The 21521-nt window shown below is 60.3% G+C and carries 18 protein-coding genes and 1 tRNA gene; 11 read left to right on the top strand and 8 right to left on the bottom strand.

Annotated elements, in window-relative coordinates; all coding sequences use genetic code 11:
• Positions 1-86: 86 nt before the first annotated feature.
• On the bottom strand, positions 87-284 hold the full coding sequence (locus DES53_RS32465) for a hypothetical protein (protein WP_147263294.1): 198 nt from the start codon (positions 282-284) through the stop codon (positions 87-89).
• 224 nt (positions 285-508) lie between these two features.
• Here DES53_RS32465 and kaiC point away from each other — a divergent pair, with 224 nt between their 5' ends.
• Genes kaiC through DES53_RS08965 form a run of 4 tightly spaced genes read left to right on the top strand, consistent with a single transcriptional unit; the run spans position 509 to position 4720 of the window.
• On the top strand, positions 509-2197 hold the full coding sequence (kaiC, locus tag DES53_RS08980; protein WP_113957882.1) for a circadian clock protein KaiC: 1689 nt from the start codon (positions 509-511) through the stop codon (positions 2195-2197).
• 31 nt (positions 2198-2228) lie between these two features.
• Complete coding sequence (locus DES53_RS08975) at positions 2229-2597, top strand: circadian clock KaiB family protein (protein ID WP_113957881.1); 369 nt, start codon at positions 2229-2231, stop codon at positions 2595-2597.
• An 18-nt stretch (positions 2598-2615) separates the two neighbouring features.
• Positions 2616-3014 carry a circadian clock KaiB family protein gene (locus tag DES53_RS08970; RefSeq protein WP_113957880.1) on the top strand — a complete coding sequence of 133 codons (399 nt, stop codon included), beginning with the start codon at positions 2616-2618 and terminating at the stop codon, positions 3012-3014.
• Positions 3011-4720 (top strand): hybrid sensor histidine kinase/response regulator, encoded by a 1710-nt coding sequence (locus tag DES53_RS08965; protein WP_113957879.1) that lies wholly within the window; start codon positions 3011-3013, stop codon positions 4718-4720. Before DES53_RS08970 ends, DES53_RS08965 begins: the two co-directional genes overlap by 4 nt.
• 41 nt (positions 4721-4761) lie before the next feature.
• On the opposite strand, the gene DES53_RS08960 is transcribed toward DES53_RS08965, so the two are convergent.
• The 6 genes from DES53_RS08960 to DES53_RS08935 form a co-directional block, all read right to left on the bottom strand.
• Positions 4762-6759 (bottom strand): response regulator transcription factor, encoded by a 1998-nt coding sequence (locus tag DES53_RS08960; RefSeq protein WP_113957878.1) that lies wholly within the window; start codon positions 6757-6759, stop codon positions 4762-4764.
• Positions 6760-6802: 43 nt separating this feature from the next.
• Entirely contained in the window at positions 6803-10024 is a 3222-nt protein-coding gene (locus DES53_RS08955; RefSeq protein ID WP_170156965.1) for a UvrD-helicase domain-containing protein, read from the bottom strand.
• Positions 10024-12867, bottom strand: coding sequence for a PD-(D/E)XK nuclease family protein (locus tag DES53_RS08950; protein WP_113957876.1), 2844 nt, complete (start codon positions 12865-12867; stop codon positions 10024-10026). Before DES53_RS08950 ends, DES53_RS08955 begins: the two co-directional genes overlap by 1 nt.
• 85 nt (positions 12868-12952) lie before the next feature.
• Positions 12953-13498 carry a gluconokinase gene (locus tag DES53_RS08945; protein WP_211325486.1) on the bottom strand — a complete coding sequence of 182 codons (546 nt, stop codon included), beginning with the start codon at positions 13496-13498 and terminating at the stop codon, positions 12953-12955.
• Positions 13499-13536: 38 nt separating this feature from the next.
• Positions 13537-14268: an ABC transporter ATP-binding protein gene (locus DES53_RS08940; protein ID WP_113957875.1), complete on the bottom strand. Its 732-nt coding sequence runs from the start codon at positions 14266-14268 to the stop codon at positions 13537-13539.
• Between the two features lie 60 nt (positions 14269-14328).
• Complete coding sequence (locus DES53_RS08935) at positions 14329-15111, bottom strand: hypothetical protein (RefSeq protein WP_113957874.1); 783 nt, start codon at positions 15109-15111, stop codon at positions 14329-14331.
• A gap of 245 nt (positions 15112-15356) precedes the next feature.
• Here DES53_RS08935 and floA point away from each other — a divergent pair, with 245 nt between their 5' ends.
• From floA to DES53_RS32460, 6 genes are all read left to right on the top strand, one after another.
• A complete protein-coding gene (gene floA, locus DES53_RS08930) occupies positions 15357-16376 on the top strand; it encodes a flotillin-like protein FloA (protein ID WP_113957873.1) in 1020 nt (339 codons plus the stop codon).
• A 69-nt stretch (positions 16377-16445) separates the two neighbouring features.
• Positions 16446-17156, top strand: coding sequence for a hypothetical protein (locus DES53_RS08925; RefSeq protein ID WP_113957872.1), 711 nt, complete (start codon positions 16446-16448; stop codon positions 17154-17156).
• 52 nt (positions 17157-17208) lie between these two features.
• Complete coding sequence (locus DES53_RS08920; protein WP_113957871.1) at positions 17209-17745, top strand: hypothetical protein; 537 nt, start codon at positions 17209-17211, stop codon at positions 17743-17745.
• Positions 17746-17833: 88 nt separating this feature from the next.
• Positions 17834-17917: transfer RNA gene (locus tag DES53_RS08915), tRNA-Leu, on the top strand.
• A gap of 197 nt (positions 17918-18114) precedes the next feature.
• Positions 18115-18492, top strand: coding sequence for an MGMT family protein (locus DES53_RS08910; RefSeq protein ID WP_113957870.1), 378 nt, complete (start codon positions 18115-18117; stop codon positions 18490-18492).
• Positions 18493-18563: 71 nt separating this feature from the next.
• Positions 18564-19094 (top strand): hypothetical protein, encoded by a 531-nt coding sequence (locus DES53_RS32460; RefSeq protein ID WP_147263293.1) that lies wholly within the window; start codon positions 18564-18566, stop codon positions 19092-19094.
• Positions 19095-19155: 61 nt separating this feature from the next.
• Here DES53_RS32460 and DES53_RS08905 read toward each other — a convergent pair whose 3' ends face one another.
• Positions 19156-20136 carry a KpsF/GutQ family sugar-phosphate isomerase gene (locus DES53_RS08905; protein ID WP_245958126.1) on the bottom strand — a complete coding sequence of 327 codons (981 nt, stop codon included), beginning with the start codon at positions 20134-20136 and terminating at the stop codon, positions 19156-19158.
• Between the two features lie 124 nt (positions 20137-20260).
• Between DES53_RS08905 and DES53_RS08900 the strand changes: the two genes are divergently transcribed.
• Positions 20261-21433, top strand: coding sequence for a glycosyltransferase (locus DES53_RS08900; RefSeq protein ID WP_113957868.1), 1173 nt, complete (start codon positions 20261-20263; stop codon positions 21431-21433).
• The last annotated feature ends 88 nt before the right edge of the window (positions 21434-21521 follow it).

Genomic DNA, 21521 nt, shown 5'->3' with positions numbered 1-21521 from the left:
AAAGGGGCGAATGCAAAATCCCGTCGCCAGCATTTCGCCAGCGACGGGTGGGATTACAAATTTGCAATGCAAGGCAACCGCAGGAGTTAGTAGGTGCGATAGGTTCGCGTCGTGGTGGTGCTCGCGCCCATCCCGGGAGTATGCGTTTGGATGGACCTCACAGTTTCCTGAGTAGTAGTGGTCGTCGTCACCACCGTAGGTGGTGGCACTTCCACGGTCGTGCAGCTTGCAAGGCTCAGAAGGGCGGAGAGGGCAGCGCCAAGGGAAAGGAGTTTTGTTTTCATGGCAGCGACTGGTTCGCGGACACTCACCAGTATGGCTGTAGAAGCTCCCGCGCGTCATTGGGAATTTGGTGCATAAACATGTATGGCGATAAACCTTCGTTCGTGGAATTTACTCCAACAGATTTTCATCATCTCGGAGTCCGTTCCGGCGTTTCGCCTTGACTCTCATCCGCATATTGGAAATCCTGCAACGGCTATCCTCTCCCGCAACAACCGCGACACACATGGCTAAGACAGCCTCCTCTCCTCCCCTGCTGAAGAAAGCGCCAACCGGCATCACCGGACTCGACGAGATCACCAATGGAGGCGTACCTGAGGGCAGGCCAACGCTGGTGTGTGGCTCGGCCGGTTGCGGCAAGTCCCTTCTCGCCATTGAGTTTTTGATCCGCGGCGCCATCCAATACAACGAGCCCGGCGTGCTCATGACCTTCGAGGAAGGCGTGGAAGACATCAAAAAGAACGTCGCCTCGCTCGGCTTCAACGTGGATGAACTCATCGCGAAAAAGAAGCTGATCATTGATTACGTCCACATCGAACGCAGCGAGATTGAGGAGAACGGCGAGTATGATCTCGAAGGACTTTTCATCCGCCTTGGCTACGCGATTGATCAAATCAAGGCGAAGCGCGTGGTGTTGGATACCATCGAGACACTTTTCTCCGGCCTCACCAATCAAGCCATCCTCCGCTCCGAGTTGCGCCGTCTTTTTGGCTGGCTGAAGGAACGCGGTATGACCACCATCATCACCGGTGAGCGTGGCGAGGGCCAGCTTACCCGGCAGGGATTGGAGGAGTATGTGTCCGACTGCGTAATCCTGCTGGATCACCGGGTCTATGGCCAAATCTCCACGCGCCGCCTGCGCGTGGTGAAGTACCGAGGCTCAACGCACGGTACGAATGAATACCCCTTCCTGATTGATGAGAAGGGCATTTCCGTCCTGCCCATCACCGCCACGGGCATGGACTACACCGTGTCAAGCGAGCGCGTATCCTCGGGCATCCCGGCGTTGGACGAGATGCTGGGTGGCGAAGGCTACTTCCGCGGCAGCACCGTCCTGCTCAGCGGTACCGCGGGCACCGGGAAGTCCAGCGTGGCCGCGCATCTGGCGGACGCCGCATGTCGCCGCGGCGAGCGCTGCCTCTATTTTTCCTTCGAGGAATCTCCGTCGCAGATTCAGCGGAACATGCGCTCGATCGGCATTCGCCTCGACCAGTGGACCAAGAAAGGACTCCTGCAGTTTCATTCGACCCGCCCCACGGTGCATGGCCTGGAGATGCATCTGGTGCTCATGCATAAACTCATTTCCGAGTTCAAGCCTTCGGTGGTGATTGTGGATCCCATTTCCAATCTGCAGTCCGCTGGCACGCTTGAGGATTCCTCCTCCATGCTCATTCGCTTGGTGGATTTCCTGAGGAAGGAGAAGATTACCGGCTTCCTCATCAGTCTCGGCTCCATGGGAAATCAGCAGGAGTCCACGGACGAAGGGCTCAGCTCCATGGTCGACACCTGGCTGCTGCTGCGCGACATCGAACTGGGTGGTGAACGCAATCGCGCCCTGTACGTGCTCAAGTCGCGCGGCATGAACCACTCCAACCAGGTGCGTGAGTTCCTCATCAGCTCGAAGGGCATCAAGCTCGTAGTACCCTATCTCGGTGCTGAAGGTGTGCTCACCGGATCTGCCCGGCTCAGCCAGGAGGCCCGGGAAAAGGCCACCAAGCTGGTACTCAAGGATGAACTCCGCCGCAAGGAGATGGCCATGGAGCACCGCCGCAAAGCCATGCTGGCCCAGATCGAGGCGCTGCAGGCCGGATTCAAGGCCGAGGAGGAGGAGTTTGCGCGCATGCGCAATGCCAGCCAGCTCGCTGCGAACACGCTCGAACAGGATCGAGATGCCATGGCACGCAGCCGGAAATAGAACGAGAAGCGATACGAGAGGACTCCCACACATGAGCGCAGGCGCCGCCAGGAAGAAAATCACCAAGAAATCGGCAAAAAAGGCCGTCAAGCCAAAGGCAGCAGCCTCTGAGGATCACGATAGCTGGAAGCTCCGGCTCTACGTGGCCGGACAAACGCCGAAGTCCCTCACGGCCTTCGCCAACCTGAAGCGCCTCTGCGAAGAGCACCTCGCAGGCCGGTATGAGATCGAGGTCATCGATCTGGTGAAGAAACCGCAGCTTGCGCAGAATGATCAGATCCTCGCCATCCCCACCCTGGTGCGGAAGCTGCCGGAGCCAATCAAGCGCATCATTGGCGACCTTTCGAATCTCGAGCGTGTGATGGTGGGTATGGACCTCAAACCGATCCCGTCGAGCTAGTCCGGCGGTCACAGTAACATGCCCTCTCCCAAGAAATCTCCCGTTCCCAAAAAGGACGCTGCCGACGTGACCGAGGAATTCGAGCGTCTGCTCAAAGGCGTGCACGATGGCCAGAGATATGTGCTGAAGCTTTTTGTCTCCGGCTCCAGCCCGCGCTCCACCCAGGCTATTTCCACCATTCGTGCCCTGTGCGAGGAGCGATTGCAGGGTCGTTATGATCTGGAGGTGGTGGATATTTTCCAACAACCCACCGAAGCGAGGGGCAGCCAGATCGTGGCCGCCCCCACTCTCATCAAGGAACTCCCCGAACCCATGCGTCGCGTCGTGGGAAATCTCGCTGACAGGGACAAGATCCTCGTCGCGCTGAATCTCAAAGATGCTCCGCAGGGGTCGACGCCGACCTGGGCAAAGATATGAAGAAGGCCGCCGCCACATCTTCCGCCAGTCGGAGCCGGGTTGCCCAAGGCAACAATGGCAGAGGTTATTGGGTGAGCCATGAGGAGTTTGGCGCGCTCAATGATCGCCTTCGCGAAGCCCAGGAAACGCTCGAAGCCATTCGCAATGGTGAGGTGGATGCACTGGTGGTGCATGGGGACAATGGCGATCAGGTCTACAGTCTCGCTGGCTCCGATCACCCGTACCGTGTCTATGTGGAGCAGATGCAGGAAGGTGCCGTGACAGTATCGCCTGAAGGTCTCATCCTTTTCGCCAATCGTCGCTTTGCGGACATGGTGGGTCTTCCCCTGGAGAAGGTGATCAGTGAGAGCCTGCAGCGATTTCTCACGGAAGAAGCGTGGTGCGAGGTCTCCAGCGTGCTGGGCTCGGATGAAGAGTCCGTGAAGCATGAAACGCAATTGGGCCTTCAGAAGGGTGCCGTGCTGCCAGTGACACTGACGGCCAGCAAACTTCCCCTTCCCGAGCAGGAGGTCATCTGTCTTGTGGTTACCGATCTCACCGAACAGCGTGAAACGGAGAACACACGACTCGCCAAGGAAGTGGCGGAGCAGGCAAATCTCGCGAAGGACAGTTTCCTTGCCGCGCTCAGCCACGAGCTCCGCACGCCTCTCACCCCTGCCCTGCTCGGACTCAAGCAGTTGGAGGAAGAAGGTGGTCTGGCTGGGGCAGCCAGGCGCGAACTCGAGATCATTCGCCGGAACATTGAGCTGGAGGCGCGGTTGATTGATGACCTTCTGGATCTCACGAGGATCGCGCGCGGAAAGTTGGAGCTGAACCTCGCTCAAGCAGATCTTCATGCTGTGCTGGAGCAGGCACTCGCCATCTGTCAGACCGAGGTCGAATCCAAGAGTCAGGTGCTCGCACTGGAACTGCGTGCGAAACACCACGGTGGCAGCATGGATCCCGTGCGCATGCAGCAGGTGCTGTGGAATCTCATCCGCAACGCCACGAAGTTCACGGCGCCGGGAGGATCCATTTCCATCCGCACCTGGAATGATTCGGCCAGGAGCATTTCTGTGGAAGTTACAGACACCGGCATTGGATTCGAGCCGGACATGGTGCGCAAGATGTTTGAGCCCTTTGAGCAGGGTGGCCGGCACATCACACGGCAGTTTGGTGGCCTTGGGCTGGGCTTGATGATCTGCCGATCCATTGTGGAGCAGCACCAGGGCACCCTTGAAGCGAAGAGCGCTGGGCAAAACAAGGGCGCCACCTTCACGCTCACGCTCCCGCTCAAAGGAAGAAACGGCAAGGAACACGATTCCGCGAAGATGGGGGCGAAGACTTCTGCACCGGGCAAACCGGTGCGGGTGCTCTTGGTCGAGGATCATGCCGACACCCGCCGTGCGATGACCATCATCCTTCGCAAGTACCACTGTGAGGTCGTTGCCACATCGAATGCCCAGGAAGCCCTGGAGGCAGCCTCCAAAGAGAAACTCGAACTGGTGATCAGCGACCTCGGATTACCGGACAAATCCGGCTTGGAACTCATGGGGCAGTTGCACAAGAAGTTTGGACTCGTGGGTGTCGCCGTCAGTGGGTATGGCATGGAGGAGGACATCGCGGCGAGTCGTGATGCTGGATTCGTAGAGCATCTCACCAAGCCAATCACTTCTGAAGCATTGAAGGGCATGCTGGATCGTGTGGCGAAGCTGCTGCGGAAGTAGCCTTGCCAGTCGTTCACACAGGCCTTTGCCTGAGCCACGCGTCACCCCAGGAGCTTCATCTCCGCAGCACGGCGGATGGCCTCTGCACGTGTGCGGCAGTTCAGGCGATCCAGTAGGGCCGCTACATGCATCTCCACCGTGCGTGGGCTCAGGTGCAGCCGATCCGCAGCTTCCTTGTTCGTGAAACCATCGGCAAGCAATTGCAACACATCGCGCTGACGACCAGTGAGAAGCTCTGAGCTTGCTTCTTTCGCCTGTGGAAAATGTTGTTTCGAAGGGCTGGCCAGCAGGGGACGCATGCCCAGGTCCTTCGCAATCGCAGAGGCAGCCTCATATTCCACATTGGCCTCATTTCCTTTGCCCACTTGAGTCAGCAACCGGGCCAACCGTCGACGCACCATCACCCGCTCTACCGGAGTGCCCAGCCGATCATAGCCATCACGTGACGCTGTGAGGTGCACGATGGCGGCTTGCACGTCGTTTTTGCCAAGGTCTGCCTCGCCCATTACGGCGAGTCGTGCTGCTCGGGTCTCTTCGTTGTCGTTGGCATTGACCACGGCATGCAGAATGTCCGTTGCCTGAGCCACGCGTTTCCATTCTCCATGGTCAGCAAAGAAGGCCGCGGCAGCCATGGCACCGGGCGCCACATCATGGCGGTCTTCCGTTTCGCCCCAGAAGTCCAGCAGCCTGCCGTAGGCATGGGCGGCCGCAGACAGCTCGCTGCATGCCTCGAAGCTGTACCCTTGAGCCCACATGAGATGAAACTCCAGACTCAACACACCGTGACGGCGCATCTGCAATGAAGCCTCCTCCATCCACTGGCGCGCCTGCCGATGCTCTCCGCGGAATGCGGCAATCAAGGAGCGTACCCCCATGGAGCCTGCGCGGAGCAAGGGATGCGCCTCTGCATCATCCATGACTTTCTTCGCGGTATCCTGCGCGCGCCTCCACTCACCCATGCGGAAGAAGGCATAGGACAGGCACATCATGCAGGATTGCTCACCCTCTTTCGCTCCTTGTTTCTTGCACAGGCGGATGGCTTGTTGATGGGCATCCCGCTCGCCGGAGTAGTCGCTGGCATACTCGTTGAGATTTGCGAGCCGTCGGTATGCATTGGAAACCTCCGGCTCCAGCCGGTGCTCCATCGCGATGGCCATGGCCTTTTCCACCTGTTTTCGCCCAGCAGGCGCATCGCCCATCATGGAGAGCAGTAGCCCCTCATAGCCGAGCAATTGAGATCGCAATGCCGGTGCGTCTCTCCTGCCCAAAAGGGTGATGGCATGGGTCAGTGTACGATGTGCTTCCTTCGGACGAATCTGGTCGGCAAGGAACGAAGCGAAAGCGAACCATCGGCGAACTGCTTCCTCCTCATCCCCTGACTTTTCAGCGAGTTCCGCCGCGGCTTGCAAATGCGTACGTGCGGACGTGTAGTCGAGATTCAGCAAGGCCATGTCCGCAAGCTGATGATGTGCATCCGCTTTCAGTTCATGGTCCTGCGCGAGGTCAGCGATCTCCAGCAGTTCATGCAGCCTCTCGCCGGCACTGTCGAGTCGACCACAGTTGCGGGCACAGCGGATCATGTCCTTGATGAACTGGATGCGCGTATCCGTCTCCTCGTTCGCGGGCCAGATACGCAGTGTCTCCTCCTGTGCGGAGAGTGCATCCGCATACCGCTTCTCCTCACAGGCTTTTTGCGCGATCTTCACCCACAACCGCCGTGCTTCTGGATAGCAACACGCGGCGGCATAGTGTTTGGCTGCCTCCATTTGTCTGTCCGCCTTGGTGGCCAGCAACCCGGCGATGCGTTCATGCAACTGCCTGCGCCGGGACCAGGACATGACATTGAGTGTCGCTGAGGCATCCACCTTCGCGGACAGCCGGGCGGACGATGCTCCGACAGCTTCCAGCAGGCCCCGGTCGAAGAGCCTGTCGAGTTGCGCCGGAGCCACCCCCAGGGCCGCGAGCATGGGAAGCTCGATATGACCTTCCAACATGGCGGCGGCCACGAGGGCGGTAGCTCCCGCATCATCGGGCTGCATTGCTGGCGTCCGTTTTCGGCTCACACCGATACAAAACGCGACCTTACCTCGCGGTCAAGTCCACGGACCATGGCCGGCGGGAGGCGGTGAAAATGAGAACTGCCTTCACTGAGACCGCTGGCAGGCCTGCCAGACGTTGCACGGCTTCATGGTACAGCTTCAACTGGGGCACGTATCCCTGCACCCGCTCAAGCAGAGCGGCTTCATCAACGACCTCGTCTGTCTTGAAATCCAGAATCGTGGCTGAGGTGTACCCACCAGAGCCATCCGTCTCCAGCACCACGCGGTCCAAGATGCCACTGATCCAACCGTCTCCGGTGACCAGATCGAACCGCTTTTCCACCCAGGCCTCGCGTTTGGAATTCCCCCGCGTGAACCATGCGTTGATGGAAGGTTCCTGCAGCACTTCCCACGCCTGTTGAGCAGCTGCGGAATCGAGGTCATACCCCCTCTCCTGCCAGCGATGGCGCACGTCTCCTGCGCTCTCCAGCCACGGCACCAGGGACAGCATCTCATGCACCTGCACGCCATGGAGGCGCTTTACCTCACGGGCTGGTGAGGCAAACTCTTTGCCGGTGAGTTGGAACGATTCCTCTCCTGATGGTGCTCGACGCTGCACGGTGGCATTCACCTCACGTAGCAAATCGCCCAGCTTTGGCCCCTCCGTACGAGCCAACTCCGGCAGGTGTACGGGCGGCATTTCTGGGATGTGATGGTGCCAGCGACGGTCACCCGTTTCCCAAAGGCAATCCGCCTCGAGAGCTCCCATGGCGTAAGGTGTTGGCTCCGTGGCTCCAAGTCGCTGTTTCAGCAGGCCGGCTTCGTTTCGGCTGGAGTCGCGGGAGCGTTCTGCCGTGATGGCATAAAGCGCGAGCTTCGCCCGAGTCATGCTCACATACAGGCGGCAGATGCCTTCGAAGGCTCTCCTTGCCTGCTCACGCTGTAGCTCTGCCTTGAGCGTGGCATCCGCATCAATGATGATTTTGTCCGGCTTGTCGAGAATCCACTGCACACCGCCGCGCGGGCTGCGGGAGACAAAGAGGCGGTTGCGAGTCACTGTGTCCAGCGCCTCGCCCTGGAGTTCAGGAAGGATGACCACGTCAAACTGCAGGCCCTTGCTCTTGTGCACGGTGAGGACCTGGATGGCCCTCGCGCCCACGGCATCCTCCCGCAGTGCATGCGCACGGGCGCGCCGCAGGAAATCATCCGCATCACGACTCCCTGTCTCATCGAAGGCTGCGGCGAAATCAAGAAGCTGCGTGAGCCGCCGCTCGGTGAATGCGTCCGTCGCGGTCATGCAGTCGCGAAGTTGCTGAGCCCAATCGCGCAGCACTGGCAGGAACCCGGAGACGGAAATCTCCCTGCGCACGCGAGCACTCAGTAGTGCGGGGCTGATCTCCTCCTTCTCAAGCTGGGCGGCCAGCGGGGTCATGGATAGATGCTGCCATGCGAGGGTATCCGACGGGTGGACACTGAGCTGTACCAGACTGAGCAGCGCCAGGGTGGCGGGATTGTCCACCAGCACGGTCTCCTCACTCTCGCAGATTACCTCCACGCCAAGGCGGGCGCGCAAGGTGTCACTCATGAGGCGGGCGGTATCGTTTTTCCTCACCAGAACAGCACAGGAGAGGCCTCGATCGAGCGGATTGATCTCCCGTATCAGTGTCACCACGGCGTCCGTCAGCGGATCACTCCCGGTGTCGGCATCACCTTCCTTTTCCTCGCCCTCACCACCCACATGGATGAGCGCGGCGTGTCCGGAGAGTTCAGCAACTTTTGTTGAGCACCGATGCTCCTCGTACGCCCAGAGGTGGCCAATCCCTGGAAACATCGCCTCCAGCACCGGCTCCGCCTCCAAAAAGACGGTGTTCACCATTTCGATCACCTGCGGACAGGAGCGGTAGCTTTGATTGAGGGGCGTGATCTCCAGGCGATTGCCGGCCCAGGTGTGCTCTACATGGTGGAAGATCTCCGGTTCCGCCTGGCGCCAGAGGTAGATGCTCTGCTTCAAGTCACCGACAAGGAACACGCTTCTCTCCTCTGCCACATCCTGGCGCGCTTCTTCGAGCAAGGGAGAAAGCACCTCCCACTGCCTCTCACTGGTGTCCTGGAACTCATCCAGCAACCAGTGGTCGTAGCGCGCATCCATGCGGTACTCCACGGCGGTACGGACAGACTCCCAGGTGTCCCCGCTGCCTGCACCGAGCCTGCCGCTGAGCAGCCAGGCAAGGTCGCCAAACACCAGGCGTCCCCGCCCGCGTACGAGGCGATGATAGCTGCCCTCATACATCTGCATGATGCGGCACTGCGCGCGTGAGCGGCGGATGTGGGTCTTCAGTACTGCAACCACAATGGCGTCCAGCACATCCGCGAGCGCCGAGCCTTCATCCGGAGTGAGCATCCGTTTCCGCCACATCATCCAGTCGGTCCCGCGGCGGAGGTCTGCATGCACGCCCCGCTTCGAGTCCATCATGTATTGAACGGTCCCGCCCAGTTTGCCAGTGACCGGCAATGTGGCCACCTCAAGGAAGAAGTCCTCCCACTTTGCCTGTGCCCGCTTGTCGAACGTGCCCAACACCAGGAGGCTTTGCAGCCGGTTCAGTGCCGGGATCAGCTCCAAGCCTGCCTTCTTGTCCGGCCAGATGACCGACTCCCCTCCCCATCGTTCAGCATCGGAGCATTCGATGTAGAGCTGATGCAATCTATTACACCATGATGAAAGCGCTTCCGCGGGGCGGTTTTGTTCATGCCCGTGGCTGGCATCCTTCCAGGCTTCGCGAAGCTCATCCAGCATGCTGCGGTCGTCGATGCGGGTGATGGAGAGCATGAGCGAGTCCAGCACCTCATCGCGTGCCTGCACGAAATCCTCTTCCCCCATCAACCCGGTCTGACCGGTAAGGCCAAGTTCGAAGGGCAGGCACTGGGTCATCGCCATGAAGAAGGCGTCAATCGTGCCGAGCCGGAGCCGGTCCATGCGCCGCACCATCTTGCGCAGTAGCGCGATCGCTGCCTCACCGTTTTCCTTCGTGCCTCGCGTGGCCAGCTCCTGCAGGATGCGCTCGAAGAATTCACCTGCCGCCTTGCGGGTGAAGGTCATTGCCGCGATGCGCTCCGGCTCCACACCGCGTTCCAACAGCCACAGGTAGCGCTGCACCAGCGCGTAGGTTTTCCCCGTGCCGGCGGAGGCGCGGATGAGCTCATTCATCATCACCTCGCTGGTGGAGGGTGCCGCTGCGGGAGACTTGGAACTGGCACGTTTGGCCATCAGACACGACCTCCTTTCCATGCTTCTGGTGGCAGCACTCCGTGCATCACATCCCCGGCGAAAATTTCGCCGAAGGCATCGTAGTCCGTTTCACTGGCTGGCGGCCAGAAGACGCCATCCTTCATCAGTTGCACCGCGCGCTCAGCGCATAGCCAGGCACTGGAGAGCAGGTGCTCATCCAGTCCTTCCCACGGGCGGAGCTTGATGTCTTCCACCGTGGCCGGCAGGCAGACGTAGGCGGCTTCGATTTCGCCGGCTTCGGGCCACTTCCTGCGTGCAGCTTCCACATACAGAGGAAGCTGCAGATCCACCCAGCGCATGAGATGCCCTTTGCCATCGGTGAAGTGTTTCCACTTCTGCGTCTCATCAGCCAGTTCTTCGGCTCTCACCTTGCGTCGATGGGCACCTGCAGGACCCTGCTTGAGACGCGCGGTCTTGTAGTCCACGATGCGCATTCTTCCCGTGCTGTCGTGACGCTCAACGCGGTCAATGGTACCCACGAGTGGCACACCGCCGATCGTGGCACCCCAGGATTCATCCATGCGCTCTTCCACTGCAATGATACGCCATCCATCACTGCGCTGCTCCGCCTGAATCCTGGCAAAGGCGCGCAAGCGTTGCCGCATTGACTCCGCCTGAAGGGCCACGGCAAAGAGCGGCTGCAGTCCATGGCGTGCGCGCACGTGCTTCTCCAGCGCATCTTCCAGCCATGAGGCGATCTCCAGTTCATTCGTGCTGGTGGAAATCATCGTATCCCGTCCAAAAGACTCCAGCACGGCGTGCATCAGACTGCCGAAGTCCGCAGGCGACATTTCACGCTGCCCGGTCTCCACGGCCTCCATGCGCAGCACTCGCGAGAGATAGAAGCGGAAGGGACACGCGAGATACGCACGCAGATCGGAGGGCGAGATCTTCTGCGCTTTCCATGGCTTCAGCTCGGGACGCAATCCAAACGCCAGCGTGCGTGCGGGGCGTGACTGGCCGGTGCTCTCTTCCTCCTGCGGAAAGAGATGCCGCACACGCCCGGGCAGAGCCTCGTCGCTGGCATCCAGCAGCAGGCGGGAGGGGCGCAGCGCATCGCTGTCCTTGCTCACCCTCCCAAGAAGGATGTGGAGAGAGCCCTGCACCTCACGCTGTCCTGCCATGGCATGCAGCAGATACGTATCACGAGCGCGTCGTGAGGCCTGGCAGGAGAGCCCAAGCTTCTCGCGAGCTTTATCTGGCAGGAAGGGATCGTTGCCCGGATTGCCGGGCACATGCTCATCATTGAAGCCGGTGATCACCAGGCCTGGCGAGGGTTCCCACGGCAACTCCAGCCAGCCATAGATGACCAATTCTGACTCGCCGCGCAGGTCACTCATTTGCGACTCCTCCAGCGCATCCAGCACCTGGCCGAGAAGGTCCATGGGTGAGGCGCTGCCCCGCACTGCATCCACATCCGCGGCAAGGCGCAGCACCTCACCAAAGATCTCACCGAAGTGACGATCCGATTCCTTTGCCGTGTCGAAGCTGCGCTCGCCATAGAGCCACAGCAGGAACTCGCGCACGGCAGCGACGCATGAACCCGCACCCCAGATTTCCGACGCCTTCATCGCGGCAGTCAGCGCCGCATGCACCTTGGCATAGTCCTCCTTCCCTGCGGAGAGTTTCACCGCATCTTCAATCGTGGGAGGAAGATGCACGGCATGGAAGTCATCCAGAACGATGAGCACCTCCGTGGGCTTGGCATTCGCATCGCGGCAGATCGCCCGCATCACATCATCCATCCGCAGAAAGGGCAGCCAGGCACGCCATGAAGCGGAAGTTGCTGACTTCCATCCTGCGCGAAGCACTTGGGCAATGATGTGCTGCCGTGCGGAGCGGCCCGCGGGATTGTACACGCGAGCGCCCTCAGCGGAGAGCGTGCCCTCCAGCGAACTGGCCAGCGTGGGATCACACGTGCCGATGGCTACGGGCAATCCCTGCGCCGCCATGGCTGTCAGCAACTTCACCGCGAGACGCGATTGTTCCTCTGGTCCGGTCACGCTTCGCATATGCGAGTGCGGCACCGGACAGCTCAGCACGGCTTCGTCTCCCCAGGCAGAAGGCAGCGGCACACCGAGCCCGCTGAAACAGCCGCGCATGGTTTCCGGTGCATGCACAAAGATGTTTGTCTCAATCTCCTCTGGCAGGGCCAGCAGCCATTGCAGGAAGAGCGGTGGTGCATCTGCCACCGCACATACCAGCACCCGGTGCACGCCCTCGGGCAGCATGGGATGGCGGGCCGCATGCCGCTTGTACTCCTGTGCATCTTCCAGGCCCCATGCGTCCAGTTGTTGTAGATAGCCTTTCTCCAACTCCGCCAGATGCTGCCAGCGTTCCGTGGAATCCATGCCCCCCAGTTCCTGCGCTGCAGACTCCATGGTATGTCCACTAGCTCCGAGGGCATGGCGTGTCTTTCGCAGCGTCTCTGCCACGGACGATGCCCAACCCAGATCACGCGATTCCGGCAGCGAAGGGAACAGCGCCTGCATTTCCACCACACGAGCCTTCATCAGCACCTCGCTCCAAGCCATGCGTTCCTGGAGTATCGGCGCGATGGCATGCTGCTGTTGCTGGTCTGCCAATGGACTCAGCGCACTGGCCGGGTGCCACACATGCGGGGCCATCACCGCACTGCCACGCTTCGATGCTGCCTCGGCCAAGGCCTGTCGCAGACGGCGCACCGCTTCCGCTGTGGGGCACACGATGACGGCATCGCTCAGATCAAGCGCACCCGACTTCCAGCCAGAGGTCAGCTCTGCCACAGCATGCTCCAGCACCGGGCGGTCCCAGTTCCAGAAATGAAGAGTGGCGGTGGACATGGCTTCGTGGTGTGGCGAATCCGCGACTAAAGCACGGGCCACCGTAAATCCAAGAGGCTGCTCTTCCGAAGAGCCGGGCTAACGCCTAGTTTGAAGCAGCTGCCTGTTCCTGCCCAAGCACCCTCAGCACCTCCTGTACAATCTCCTCCGGCGTGCCGGAGATATCCACCACAATGGCTTCCCCTGCTTCCGGCTCCTCCAGCGCGGCGAATTGGGAGTCCAGCAGCTCGGGCTTGAAGAAGTGTCCCTTCCGCGCATTCAGCCGGGAGGCGATCAGTTCTTTGCTGCCGCGCATGTAGACGAACTGCAGTTGCTCCGTCGTGTCATCCCCTCGCAGTAGATCGCGATACTTCCGCTTCAGGGCGGAGCAGGCCACCACGTGCCAGGCGATCTTCGGTCGCATTTCCAGAATGCGCTCCCGCAGATTCGCCAGCCATGGCCAGCGATCCTCATCCGTCAGCGGGATCTTCTGGGACATCTTCGCCTTGTTGGCGGGAGGATGAAAATCGTCACCATCATCGAACACACCACCGAGGGCCTTCGCCAGCATGGCGCCAATGAGACTTTTCCCACAACCACTCACACCCATGACAATGAGGGTGCGCGAGGGTGGCTTCACAGAATCAGACATGGAAGAAATAAGATGAAAATGGAACGGGGCGGTTACGCTCAATCGGAATCACCCGATACCATCTCAAGAAAGAGTTCCTCAAGTCGTTTCCCATTGCTTGCACGCATGCTTTGGAGTTCCTGCATGGTACCCAGCGCAATCAGTTTTCCCTTGTGCAGGATGCCGATGCGGTCGGCGAGTTCTTCCGCGATGTTCAGCAGGTGCGTGGACATGAGAATGGTCATGCCGGCACGGCTGCGTTCCTTCAGTTCCTGCTTCACCACCCGGGCGTGAATGGGGTCCAGGCCCACCATGGGTTCATCGATTACAAAAACCTTCGGCTCATGAAGGAGCGCGCTGGTGATGGCCAGCCGCTGCCGCGTGCCGTGGCTCAAGTTCTCGATGCGCTGGTGCGCATAGTGGTCGAGGTGGAATTTCTTGAAGAGATCCGCTCCGCGTTCCTCGGCCTGGGCCTCGTCCATTTCGAAGATGTCCGCGATGAACCGCATGAACTCGAGAGCGGTCAGCTTCTCGTAAAAAACTGCCACGTCCGGCACATACCCAAGCACGGCTTTGGCCTTGAGGGGCTCCTTCTGCACATCGTAGCCGCAAAGTTTCACGGACCCGCGGACGGGCCGCATGAGCCCGGTCAGGAGTTTGATGGCGGTCGTCTTGCCTGCGCCATTGGGGCCCAGGAATGCGAAGAATTCCCCTTGGGGGATATTGAGGGTCAGACCGTCAAGCGCCCGCAGGCTGCCGTAGTCCATCGTCAGGTCATCTATCTCAATCATGCTCGAATTCTTGGGGGGAGGAAACTGCGACCTGTCGGCGGCAGAACGTCCGCCGCAAGTTCATTCCTCCGCTTCATCCCCATAATCGGGAGCGAGACCGTAAATGGTTTGCTCCATGAGTCGATACCCCTCCGGCAGGGTCACCAGGGCGAGTTCGCCGGCTTCGGTGAAAAAGGCCTTGAGACGCCAGCTTTCCGAGGCGCCGATTTCCATGGTGAAACCGTTGCGCTTCTGCCCGCCGATGTTCATGGAGTTCTGGCGCGAACTGATGTGGACAGACTCTTCAGAGGGTTTGGCTACACCGCCTGGCAAAGCTCCCCCACCCAACATCTGGGTCAGAAGTGTTTGCGCCATTTCGGCTTGGGGGTTGGGCTGCCCCTTGCTGGAGAAGGAAAATTTGGGGGCGGATTCGCCGGCGTTCCAGACAAGTTCTGCTGTCAGGCCGGACTCCTGCATGAAGACGTGGACGCTGAAGAATTCAAACTCTTCCATGCGCTTCAGCCGTGCCTCCATCCGCCAGACCACCGGTTCCTTCACCATGCTGAGCATCCCCCTTTCCAGCAGGCCATTCATCTTCAGCACGTGGATGACGGGGTCGCCGGGCAGGCTTTCGATGCTCTTCACCTTGCGGGTATCGATGGCTGCGTGACCGATCTTCTTGTCGTAGTGGTACACGTGCATTGCGTTGTTCTTCGAGCCCTGCTCCAGGAACAATTTCATGACCACCCTTGGCGGCACCTCGGCAAATTTCGAACCCTCCGGGAAGTAGGTATAGCGCACCAGCAACACCGTCATCACCAGCCAGAAGGCCAGCACCAGCCCCATGAATGCGCGAGTTACCATGGCCCGAATGTTACCTTAGGGATTCGCGCAGACTCAACTAAGAATCGTGCGGTGCCGGAAAAAGTTTCCAAGATTGAACAGAACTCAATCGGGCAATACTCAAGGCCACGATTGCGTGTTCATGGTTCTGAGCTAAAAAATCTCCCAGCATCGCCAGACAATTTCGGGATCCTCCGAGTGATACAGCCAGATCCCCACGACTTGCTTTCGTTCGTACATAGCATCACACATCACCCACACGCACTATGTCCACCTTCCAAATCATCGGCACCGGCGTCCTGGTCATCTTCGGAATCGTCTTCGTGCTCATCCTCGCGAAGTTCTTCAACCTGTGGCTGCGCGCCAAAGTGGCGAATGCCCCCGTGGGCATCCCCACTCTCGTGGCCATGTGGCTGCGCGGCGTACCCAACGCCTTGATTGTGGATACCCGTATCACTGCGGTGAAGGCGGGTATTCCCCTGACCACGGATCAACTGGAAGCTCACTATCTCGCGGGCGGGAATGTCACCCACGTGGTGCTTTCCCTCATCGCCGCGAACAAGGCGGGCATCGCGCTTGATTTTGACCGGGCTTGCGCCATCGACCTCGCAGTGAAGGGCACCGCCAAGACCGTGATTGAAGCGGTGCGCACGAGCATCAACCCGAAGGTCATCGACTGTCCGAGCGCCGAGATGGGCAAGGGAGGCAAAATCGACGCTGTGGCGCGTGATGGCATTTCCCTGCGCGTGCGTGCCCGCGTGACGGTGCGCACGAACTTGGATCGCTTCATCGGTGGCGCCACGGAAGAGACCGTGATCGCCCGCGTGGGTGAAGGCATCGTGACCTGCATCGGCTCCAGCGGCAGTTACAAGGACGTGCTGGAGAATCCAGACAGCATCTCCAAGGTGGTGCTGCAGAAGGGCGTCGACGTGGGGACGGCGTTCGAGATTATCTCCATCGACATTGCGGATGTGGACGTGGGTGAGAACGTGGGTGCGAAACTGCAGGCCGACCAGGCCGAGACGGACAAGAAGATTGCCCAGGCAAATGCGGAAGTCCGCCGAGCCGCCGCCGTGGCCGCCGAACAGGAAATGTCTGCCAAGACACAGGAGATGCGCGCTCGGGTGGTGGAGGCAGAAGCCCAGGTGCCCATGGCCATCGCCGAAGCCTTCCGCAATGGAAACCTCGGTATCATGGACTACGCGCGCTATCGCAACATCTCCGCCGATACCGAGATGAGGCAGAGCATTGCCGGGGAGAATCCCGCCCAGCACGAGAAGAAGTAGCGTGACGAGCGCTCTTCCCAGTAAGCTTCTGATTCCCCTCTCCTCCCTCCAGCCATCCTATTCCCTGCCATGAGGACAGACCTTCAGCCCATCCTTGCCGAAGTCGATCTCGGCCAGGTGATCATGGTCATCGTCTTCCTGGTGGCGGGATTCATCAACTGGCTCTACAAGCTCTGGAAGCAAAAGAGCGAGGATGCGGAACGCTCCCGCCGCCTGCCAACGACGGAGGAACTGGAGAACAACCGGCGCATCCTCGCCGAGCAGGAGCGCGGCCGGCAACCGGAGCGGCGGCATCTGGCGCCACCCACACCACCTCCTTTCCCCGCCTCAGGAGGAAGTGGTGGTGGCGGCGGCTCCTTGAAGGAACTGTTTGAAGAATTGAAACGCGCTGCGGAGGGAGCCACGAATGTGGGCCGACCGATAGCCCAAGAATCTGAGCGCCAGCCGCAACGGCCCGTCCATAGACCTGCCCCTGCAACCACACCCCCGCCCCTGGCTGCTCCCAGCCGGTCTGCGTCTACGCCTACACCGGCACCCACGCGCGCGCGAGTGGAGCCCTTTCCTCTGGCCCCGGGTCCGAAGGAAGACGCCGGTTCCCACTTGGAAGCCGCGCGCCGGGCGGCCGCTGCCTACTCGGGGACACGCCAGCCGCGGCGGGCAGCGCACCCGCTTACTGCCATGTTGCACACCTCGGAGGGTTATCGGCAGGCCTTCGTACTGAAGGAAGTGCTGGATACGCCCAAGGGCCTCCGTCAGTCCCCCTGGGGCGACCTTCCCTGAAGGAACCGCGAAGGCTTGCGGCCCAGCCGCGGGACATGGTATCCTGCCTTTCATGAAGACAGCCCTGTCCGCGTTCATGCGCCAAGGTTTCGTGCGTAGAGCCCTCCTCGTCCCAGCGGTACTGGCACTCACCGGAGCCGGGTTGCTTGCCCAGATCGCCATCCCTGCGACGCCCAAGAAATTCACCAAACGGGTCGAGGGCAGCGGCGGTGCCAGCATCGGGCCTGGACTCGCGCCCTCCACGCCGAAGCCGCCGCCCGTGGTCCGCACCACGATGTACTACACCCTGTCTGATTCACGGCAGTGGACCAGCGCCGACGGCAAGCCCCTTCTGGCGAAGCTCATCGCGTTTGAAGAGCACGTCATCGAGACGCAGGGAAACCAGCCTCCCCCGGTGACTGCACCTCCCATGCCCACCAACCCGACGCTGGTACGCGACGGGAAGGCCCGCCTTCTCTCTGGAAACACGCCCTATGAAGTGCCGCTGGAGCGTCTGTCCCAACCCGACCGCGACTTCATCGAGGGCATCCGTGCAGCCGTCGCTGCGAAGAATGCCCAGGCCAACACGGCCCCGGCAGAAAAGAAGTGAGCTCCAGAGTGCGGTTCCTTTGCAAACGAGCTTGCAACGAACGCGCGGCTGGCTTACTCGTTTTCTCTGCTTCCGCAGAAAAGAAAAGGCCGGCGTGGTGAAATTGGTAGACGCGCTAGACTCAAAATCTTGTGTCCGCGAGGACGTGTCGGTTCGAGTCCGACCGCCGGTACTTTTTCAAAAGCGAGCTCTCGAGGTGGTCGAGTTTGGCATTGTCTCTTGCTCCTCGGCACTGCTCGATTTGGATTCGGAACTGGAGGCGCTGTACTCAAACGCTGGTGAGTCTTGGTGGACTCCATCCCCTCGCGTGGAAGAAAGAACTCCGCGGCTTGCTTCGAGCACGTGGAATGATCCATTGTTCTTCTCACCATGGCCAAGCCGAAGTCAGCAGCCTTTACCCGCATCCGAGCGGAAGTCATCCGGCTCGTAGGATTGATTCCCGAGGGCAAGTTCACCACCTACGGTAGCATCGCGGTGCACATGAACGTGGTGGCAAGGCATGTGGCTACGGTGATGAGCCATCTCACGGAGGAAGAGTCCGCCGCGCTGCCCTGGCATCGCGTCGTGAGCGCGGATGCCCGCATCAGCCCGAACATGGAGCGCAAGCTGGCCGCTCTGCAGCGTTCCCGGCTGAAGGCGGAGGGCATGAAGATCAATCGAGAGGGATACATTCAGGACACGGACGACCATTTCCATGTCGTAGGTCCGCGTAGGGATATTCGTTGGAGTGCGCTAAAGGATTCATGAGAGTGGAAAAAATCGAATGTCCAACCCGGACCGTACGTCACATTAGACTGTATCCACCCTGCTCACCCGCCATGCGATCCATCTCCCGACTCCTGGTGCTCGGCTCCGCCTGCCTTACTGGTTGTGTCTTCTTTGAACCCTCCAGCACGGTTTCCACCCGGGGGCCGAATGGCGAAACCTACTGGATCACGGATACGCTCTTCGACGACCACTACGAGGACTACGACCGTCATTACGACAACGACTCGGACAGGAAGCACAAGCATTCCAATCACGATCATGGTGGTGGCTCGCATGACCACGATCGCCGATCGTCATCGTCCAAAAGTGACTCCCACCGGAGTGACCGCCATGACCGTAGCGATGATAACCGCAGCCACAGCCGCGACCGGGACTCTTCCTCTTCCAGAAGTGAGTCTTCCCGCAGTGATCACAGCTCCAGGAGTGACCACAGTTCACGAAGCAGCGACAACGACAGTGGTCGCTCGCGTGGCAGTGACTCCCATAGCAGTAGCAGCAGCGACAACGACAGTAAATCGAGCGACAGCAAGTCCAGTGACAACGACTCGAAGAGTGGCGACTCGGGAGGACGTTCTCGGTAGAGCCCATCGATGTTGGGCTCCCTTCGCTTGCCATCGCTTCAGAAGATGAAGCGATGGTGCCTCACACCCACTTCACGCGCGTGAGGTCCTGGGTGTCTACCATGCCCACCGGTCGGCCATCTGTATCTATCACGAGCAGATCGTCCACACGATGGTGCTCCAGCACCGCCAGCACTTCCGTGGCGAGCTTCTCCGCGGAAATGCTGATGGGCTTGCGGGTCATGTAGCCCGCGACCGCGTTCTGTCCCACCAGTGGATCGGCCTGCCAGGCCCGCACGAAATCTCCATGTGTGAAAACTCCGGCCAGCGATCCGTCCTCGTTCACCACGATGGCAGCACCAGCACGTGCCTTGGTCATGGCCGTGAGCACACTGGCTACCGGCGTAGCGGGTGATACCATGGCGAGAGCATCCCCCTGCCGCATGACATCGGATACCTTGGTGAGCAGCGCCCGGCCCAGCGAACCGCTGGGGTGATACTTCGCGAAGTCGTCAGTGTTGAATCCCCTCGCCTCCAGCAGCACCATGGCCAGGGCATCACAGAGGACCAGCATCGTCGTTGTGCTCGAAGTGGGCGCAAGGCCCAGAGGGCAGGCCTCGCGCTGCACGCTTACGTCCAGGACCACATCGGCATTCTTTCCCAGGGGACTGGCCACATTTCCGGTGATGGCGATCAGCGTGACATCCAACCGACGCAGGTGCGGCAGTAGGGTCAGCAGCTCGGCGGTCTCCCCCGAGTAGCTCAGCAGCACCACCACATCCCCCTCATCCAGCACGCCCAGATCTCCGTGCAAGGCGTCCTGGGCATTGAGGTTCACACAGGTGGCGCCGGTGCTGTTCAGCGTCGCGGTGAACTTGCGGCCGATGTTTCCGCTCTTCCCCACCCCGCACACCACAATCTTCCGGCGCGTTTCCAGACACTGCTGCATGAGCTCCACGGCGCGGGTGAAGCCGCCGTCAATGCGCTCACCCAACCTGCCGAGCTCCTCCATTTCGAGGGCAATCACACGGCGGGCATGGTCTGGGAAGTCTTCGCGATTCAAGGCTGGCAGTTCGAGGTTGAGAGGTGCGGGTCTTGACGGTTAATAGTTACGCATCATTGCCGCACCCGGAGATCCATGCCAGTGATTATCTGCTTCTTCAACCCCCAACCCTGCCCACCTAAATTTGAACCCTGAGCGCGCTACGAAGCCGGTCATTGCCAGCTATGTGTCGGACTTCGTGAAGCCAGATATGCTGCACGTGTACAGGCAGATCACCGGTCAGCAGAGGGTCACTCCGTGGGTCTTCACGCACAAACGCGAGGGTGAGGAGCGTTTCCCATTTCAGAAAAAACGTCTCGTGGTCCTGCCCAAGCCCAGGCTGCGCTGGTGGCGGCGCTTCGTGAGCAAGTCCATCAAGAGGGAGCCGTGGCAACTCTATCGCTGGGAGCTTCGTCATGCCCTGCTGGAGCTGGTGCGTGCCGACGCCAAGCTGCTGCATGTGTACTTCGGCCACACGGCCATTCATCTGCGTCCCCTGCTGCGTGCTTTTCCTCATCCCACGGTGGTGTCCTTCCATGGAGCCGATGCCGGGGTGGACATGGGCAAGAATGCACACCGTTCCGCAATGGAAGAGGTCTTTGCCGTGGCGGATCAGATTCAGGCCCGCTCACAAAGTCTCGCGGATGACCTGGTGAAACTGGGCTGCCCTCCTGAGAAACTCCGTGTGCAGCGCACCGGCATTCCCCTGGAGGAGTGGTCTTTCGTGCCCCGCACGACTCCCGCGGACGGCGCCTGGCGCATGCTGCAAAGCTGCCGGTTTATCGCGAAGAAAGGCCTCGACCTCACCCTGCGAGCCTTTGCTACAGCGCATCGCGAGTTCCCCCAAGCGCAACTCATTCTCGCTGGAGACGGTCCCCTGAAGGAGGAACTCCAGAAGCAGGCAGAGAAGCTCGGCATCGCCGCCGCTGTCACCTTTACCGGCTTCCTTGCCCAGGACGAACTCCGGAAGCATGTCTACGCCTCCCATGTCTTTTTGCACCCCAGCCGCACCAGCAAAGACGGCAACCGTGAAGGCATCCCCAACTCCATGCTCGAAGCCATGGCCAGCGGTGCCCCGGTCATCGCAACCCAACACGGTGGCATTCCCGAGGCGGTGACGGATGGTGAAAGCGGACTGCTGGTGCCGGAAGACGACCACGAAGCCCTGGCGAAGGCTTTGCTCTCCGTGCTGAAGGACGAAAGCCTCGCGACCAAACTCGGCCATGGCGCAAGGAAAGCCGTGGAAGAGAAGTTCGACCGCGCGAGAAACATCCGCCTGCTGGAGGACAGCTATCTGGAGTTGATTGCGCGTGGGTAGATTAACCGACGGGCGCGATGCATTCCAACGTAGAAGGCTTCTCCAGAAGCCTTGGGCTCACTTGGTAGAGAGACCGGACTCGTCATGC

Source organism: Roseimicrobium gellanilyticum, from assembly GCF_003315205.1.
Classification (GTDB): domain Bacteria; phylum Verrucomicrobiota; class Verrucomicrobiia; order Verrucomicrobiales; family Verrucomicrobiaceae; genus Roseimicrobium; species Roseimicrobium gellanilyticum.
Note: the sequence above shows the minus strand (reverse complement) of the source record. Positions and strands in the feature narration are given on the sequence as shown.

What these genes read in the sequence shown, in the direction of transcription:
- DES53_RS32465 (WP_147263294.1), bottom strand. Translation starts at nt 284, where the DNA reads ATGAAAACAAAACTCCTTTCCCTTGGCGCTGCCCTCTCCGCCCTTCTG.
- kaiC (WP_113957882.1), top strand. Translation starts at nt 509, where the DNA reads ATGGCTAAGACAGCCTCCTCTCCTCCCCTGCTGAAGAAAGCGCCAACC.
- DES53_RS08975 (WP_113957881.1), top strand. Translation starts at nt 2,229, where the DNA reads ATGAGCGCAGGCGCCGCCAGGAAGAAAATCACCAAGAAATCGGCAAAA.
- DES53_RS08970 (WP_113957880.1), top strand. Translation starts at nt 2,616, where the DNA reads ATGCCCTCTCCCAAGAAATCTCCCGTTCCCAAAAAGGACGCTGCCGAC.
- DES53_RS08965 (WP_113957879.1), top strand. Translation starts at nt 3,011, where the DNA reads ATGAAGAAGGCCGCCGCCACATCTTCCGCCAGTCGGAGCCGGGTTGCC.
- DES53_RS08960 (WP_113957878.1), bottom strand. Translation starts at nt 6,759, where the DNA reads ATGCAGCCCGATGATGCGGGAGCTACCGCCCTCGTGGCCGCCGCCATG.
- DES53_RS08955 (WP_170156965.1), bottom strand. Translation starts at nt 10,024, where the DNA reads ATGGCCAAACGTGCCAGTTCCAAGTCTCCCGCAGCGGCACCCTCCACC.
- DES53_RS08950 (WP_113957876.1), bottom strand. Translation starts at nt 12,867, where the DNA reads ATGTCCACCGCCACTCTTCATTTCTGGAACTGGGACCGCCCGGTGCTG.
- DES53_RS08945 (WP_211325486.1), bottom strand. Translation starts at nt 13,498, where the DNA reads ATGTCTGATTCTGTGAAGCCACCCTCGCGCACCCTCATTGTCATGGGT.
- DES53_RS08940 (WP_113957875.1), bottom strand. Translation starts at nt 14,268, where the DNA reads ATGATTGAGATAGATGACCTGACGATGGACTACGGCAGCCTGCGGGCG.
- DES53_RS08935 (WP_113957874.1), bottom strand. Translation starts at nt 15,111, where the DNA reads ATGGTAACTCGCGCATTCATGGGGCTGGTGCTGGCCTTCTGGCTGGTG.
- floA (WP_113957873.1), top strand. Translation starts at nt 15,357, where the DNA reads ATGTCCACCTTCCAAATCATCGGCACCGGCGTCCTGGTCATCTTCGGA.
- DES53_RS08925 (WP_113957872.1), top strand. Translation starts at nt 16,446, where the DNA reads ATGAGGACAGACCTTCAGCCCATCCTTGCCGAAGTCGATCTCGGCCAG.
- DES53_RS08920 (WP_113957871.1), top strand. Translation starts at nt 17,209, where the DNA reads ATGAAGACAGCCCTGTCCGCGTTCATGCGCCAAGGTTTCGTGCGTAGA.
- DES53_RS08910 (WP_113957870.1), top strand. Translation starts at nt 18,115, where the DNA reads ATGGCCAAGCCGAAGTCAGCAGCCTTTACCCGCATCCGAGCGGAAGTC.
- DES53_RS32460 (WP_147263293.1), top strand. Translation starts at nt 18,564, where the DNA reads ATGCGATCCATCTCCCGACTCCTGGTGCTCGGCTCCGCCTGCCTTACT.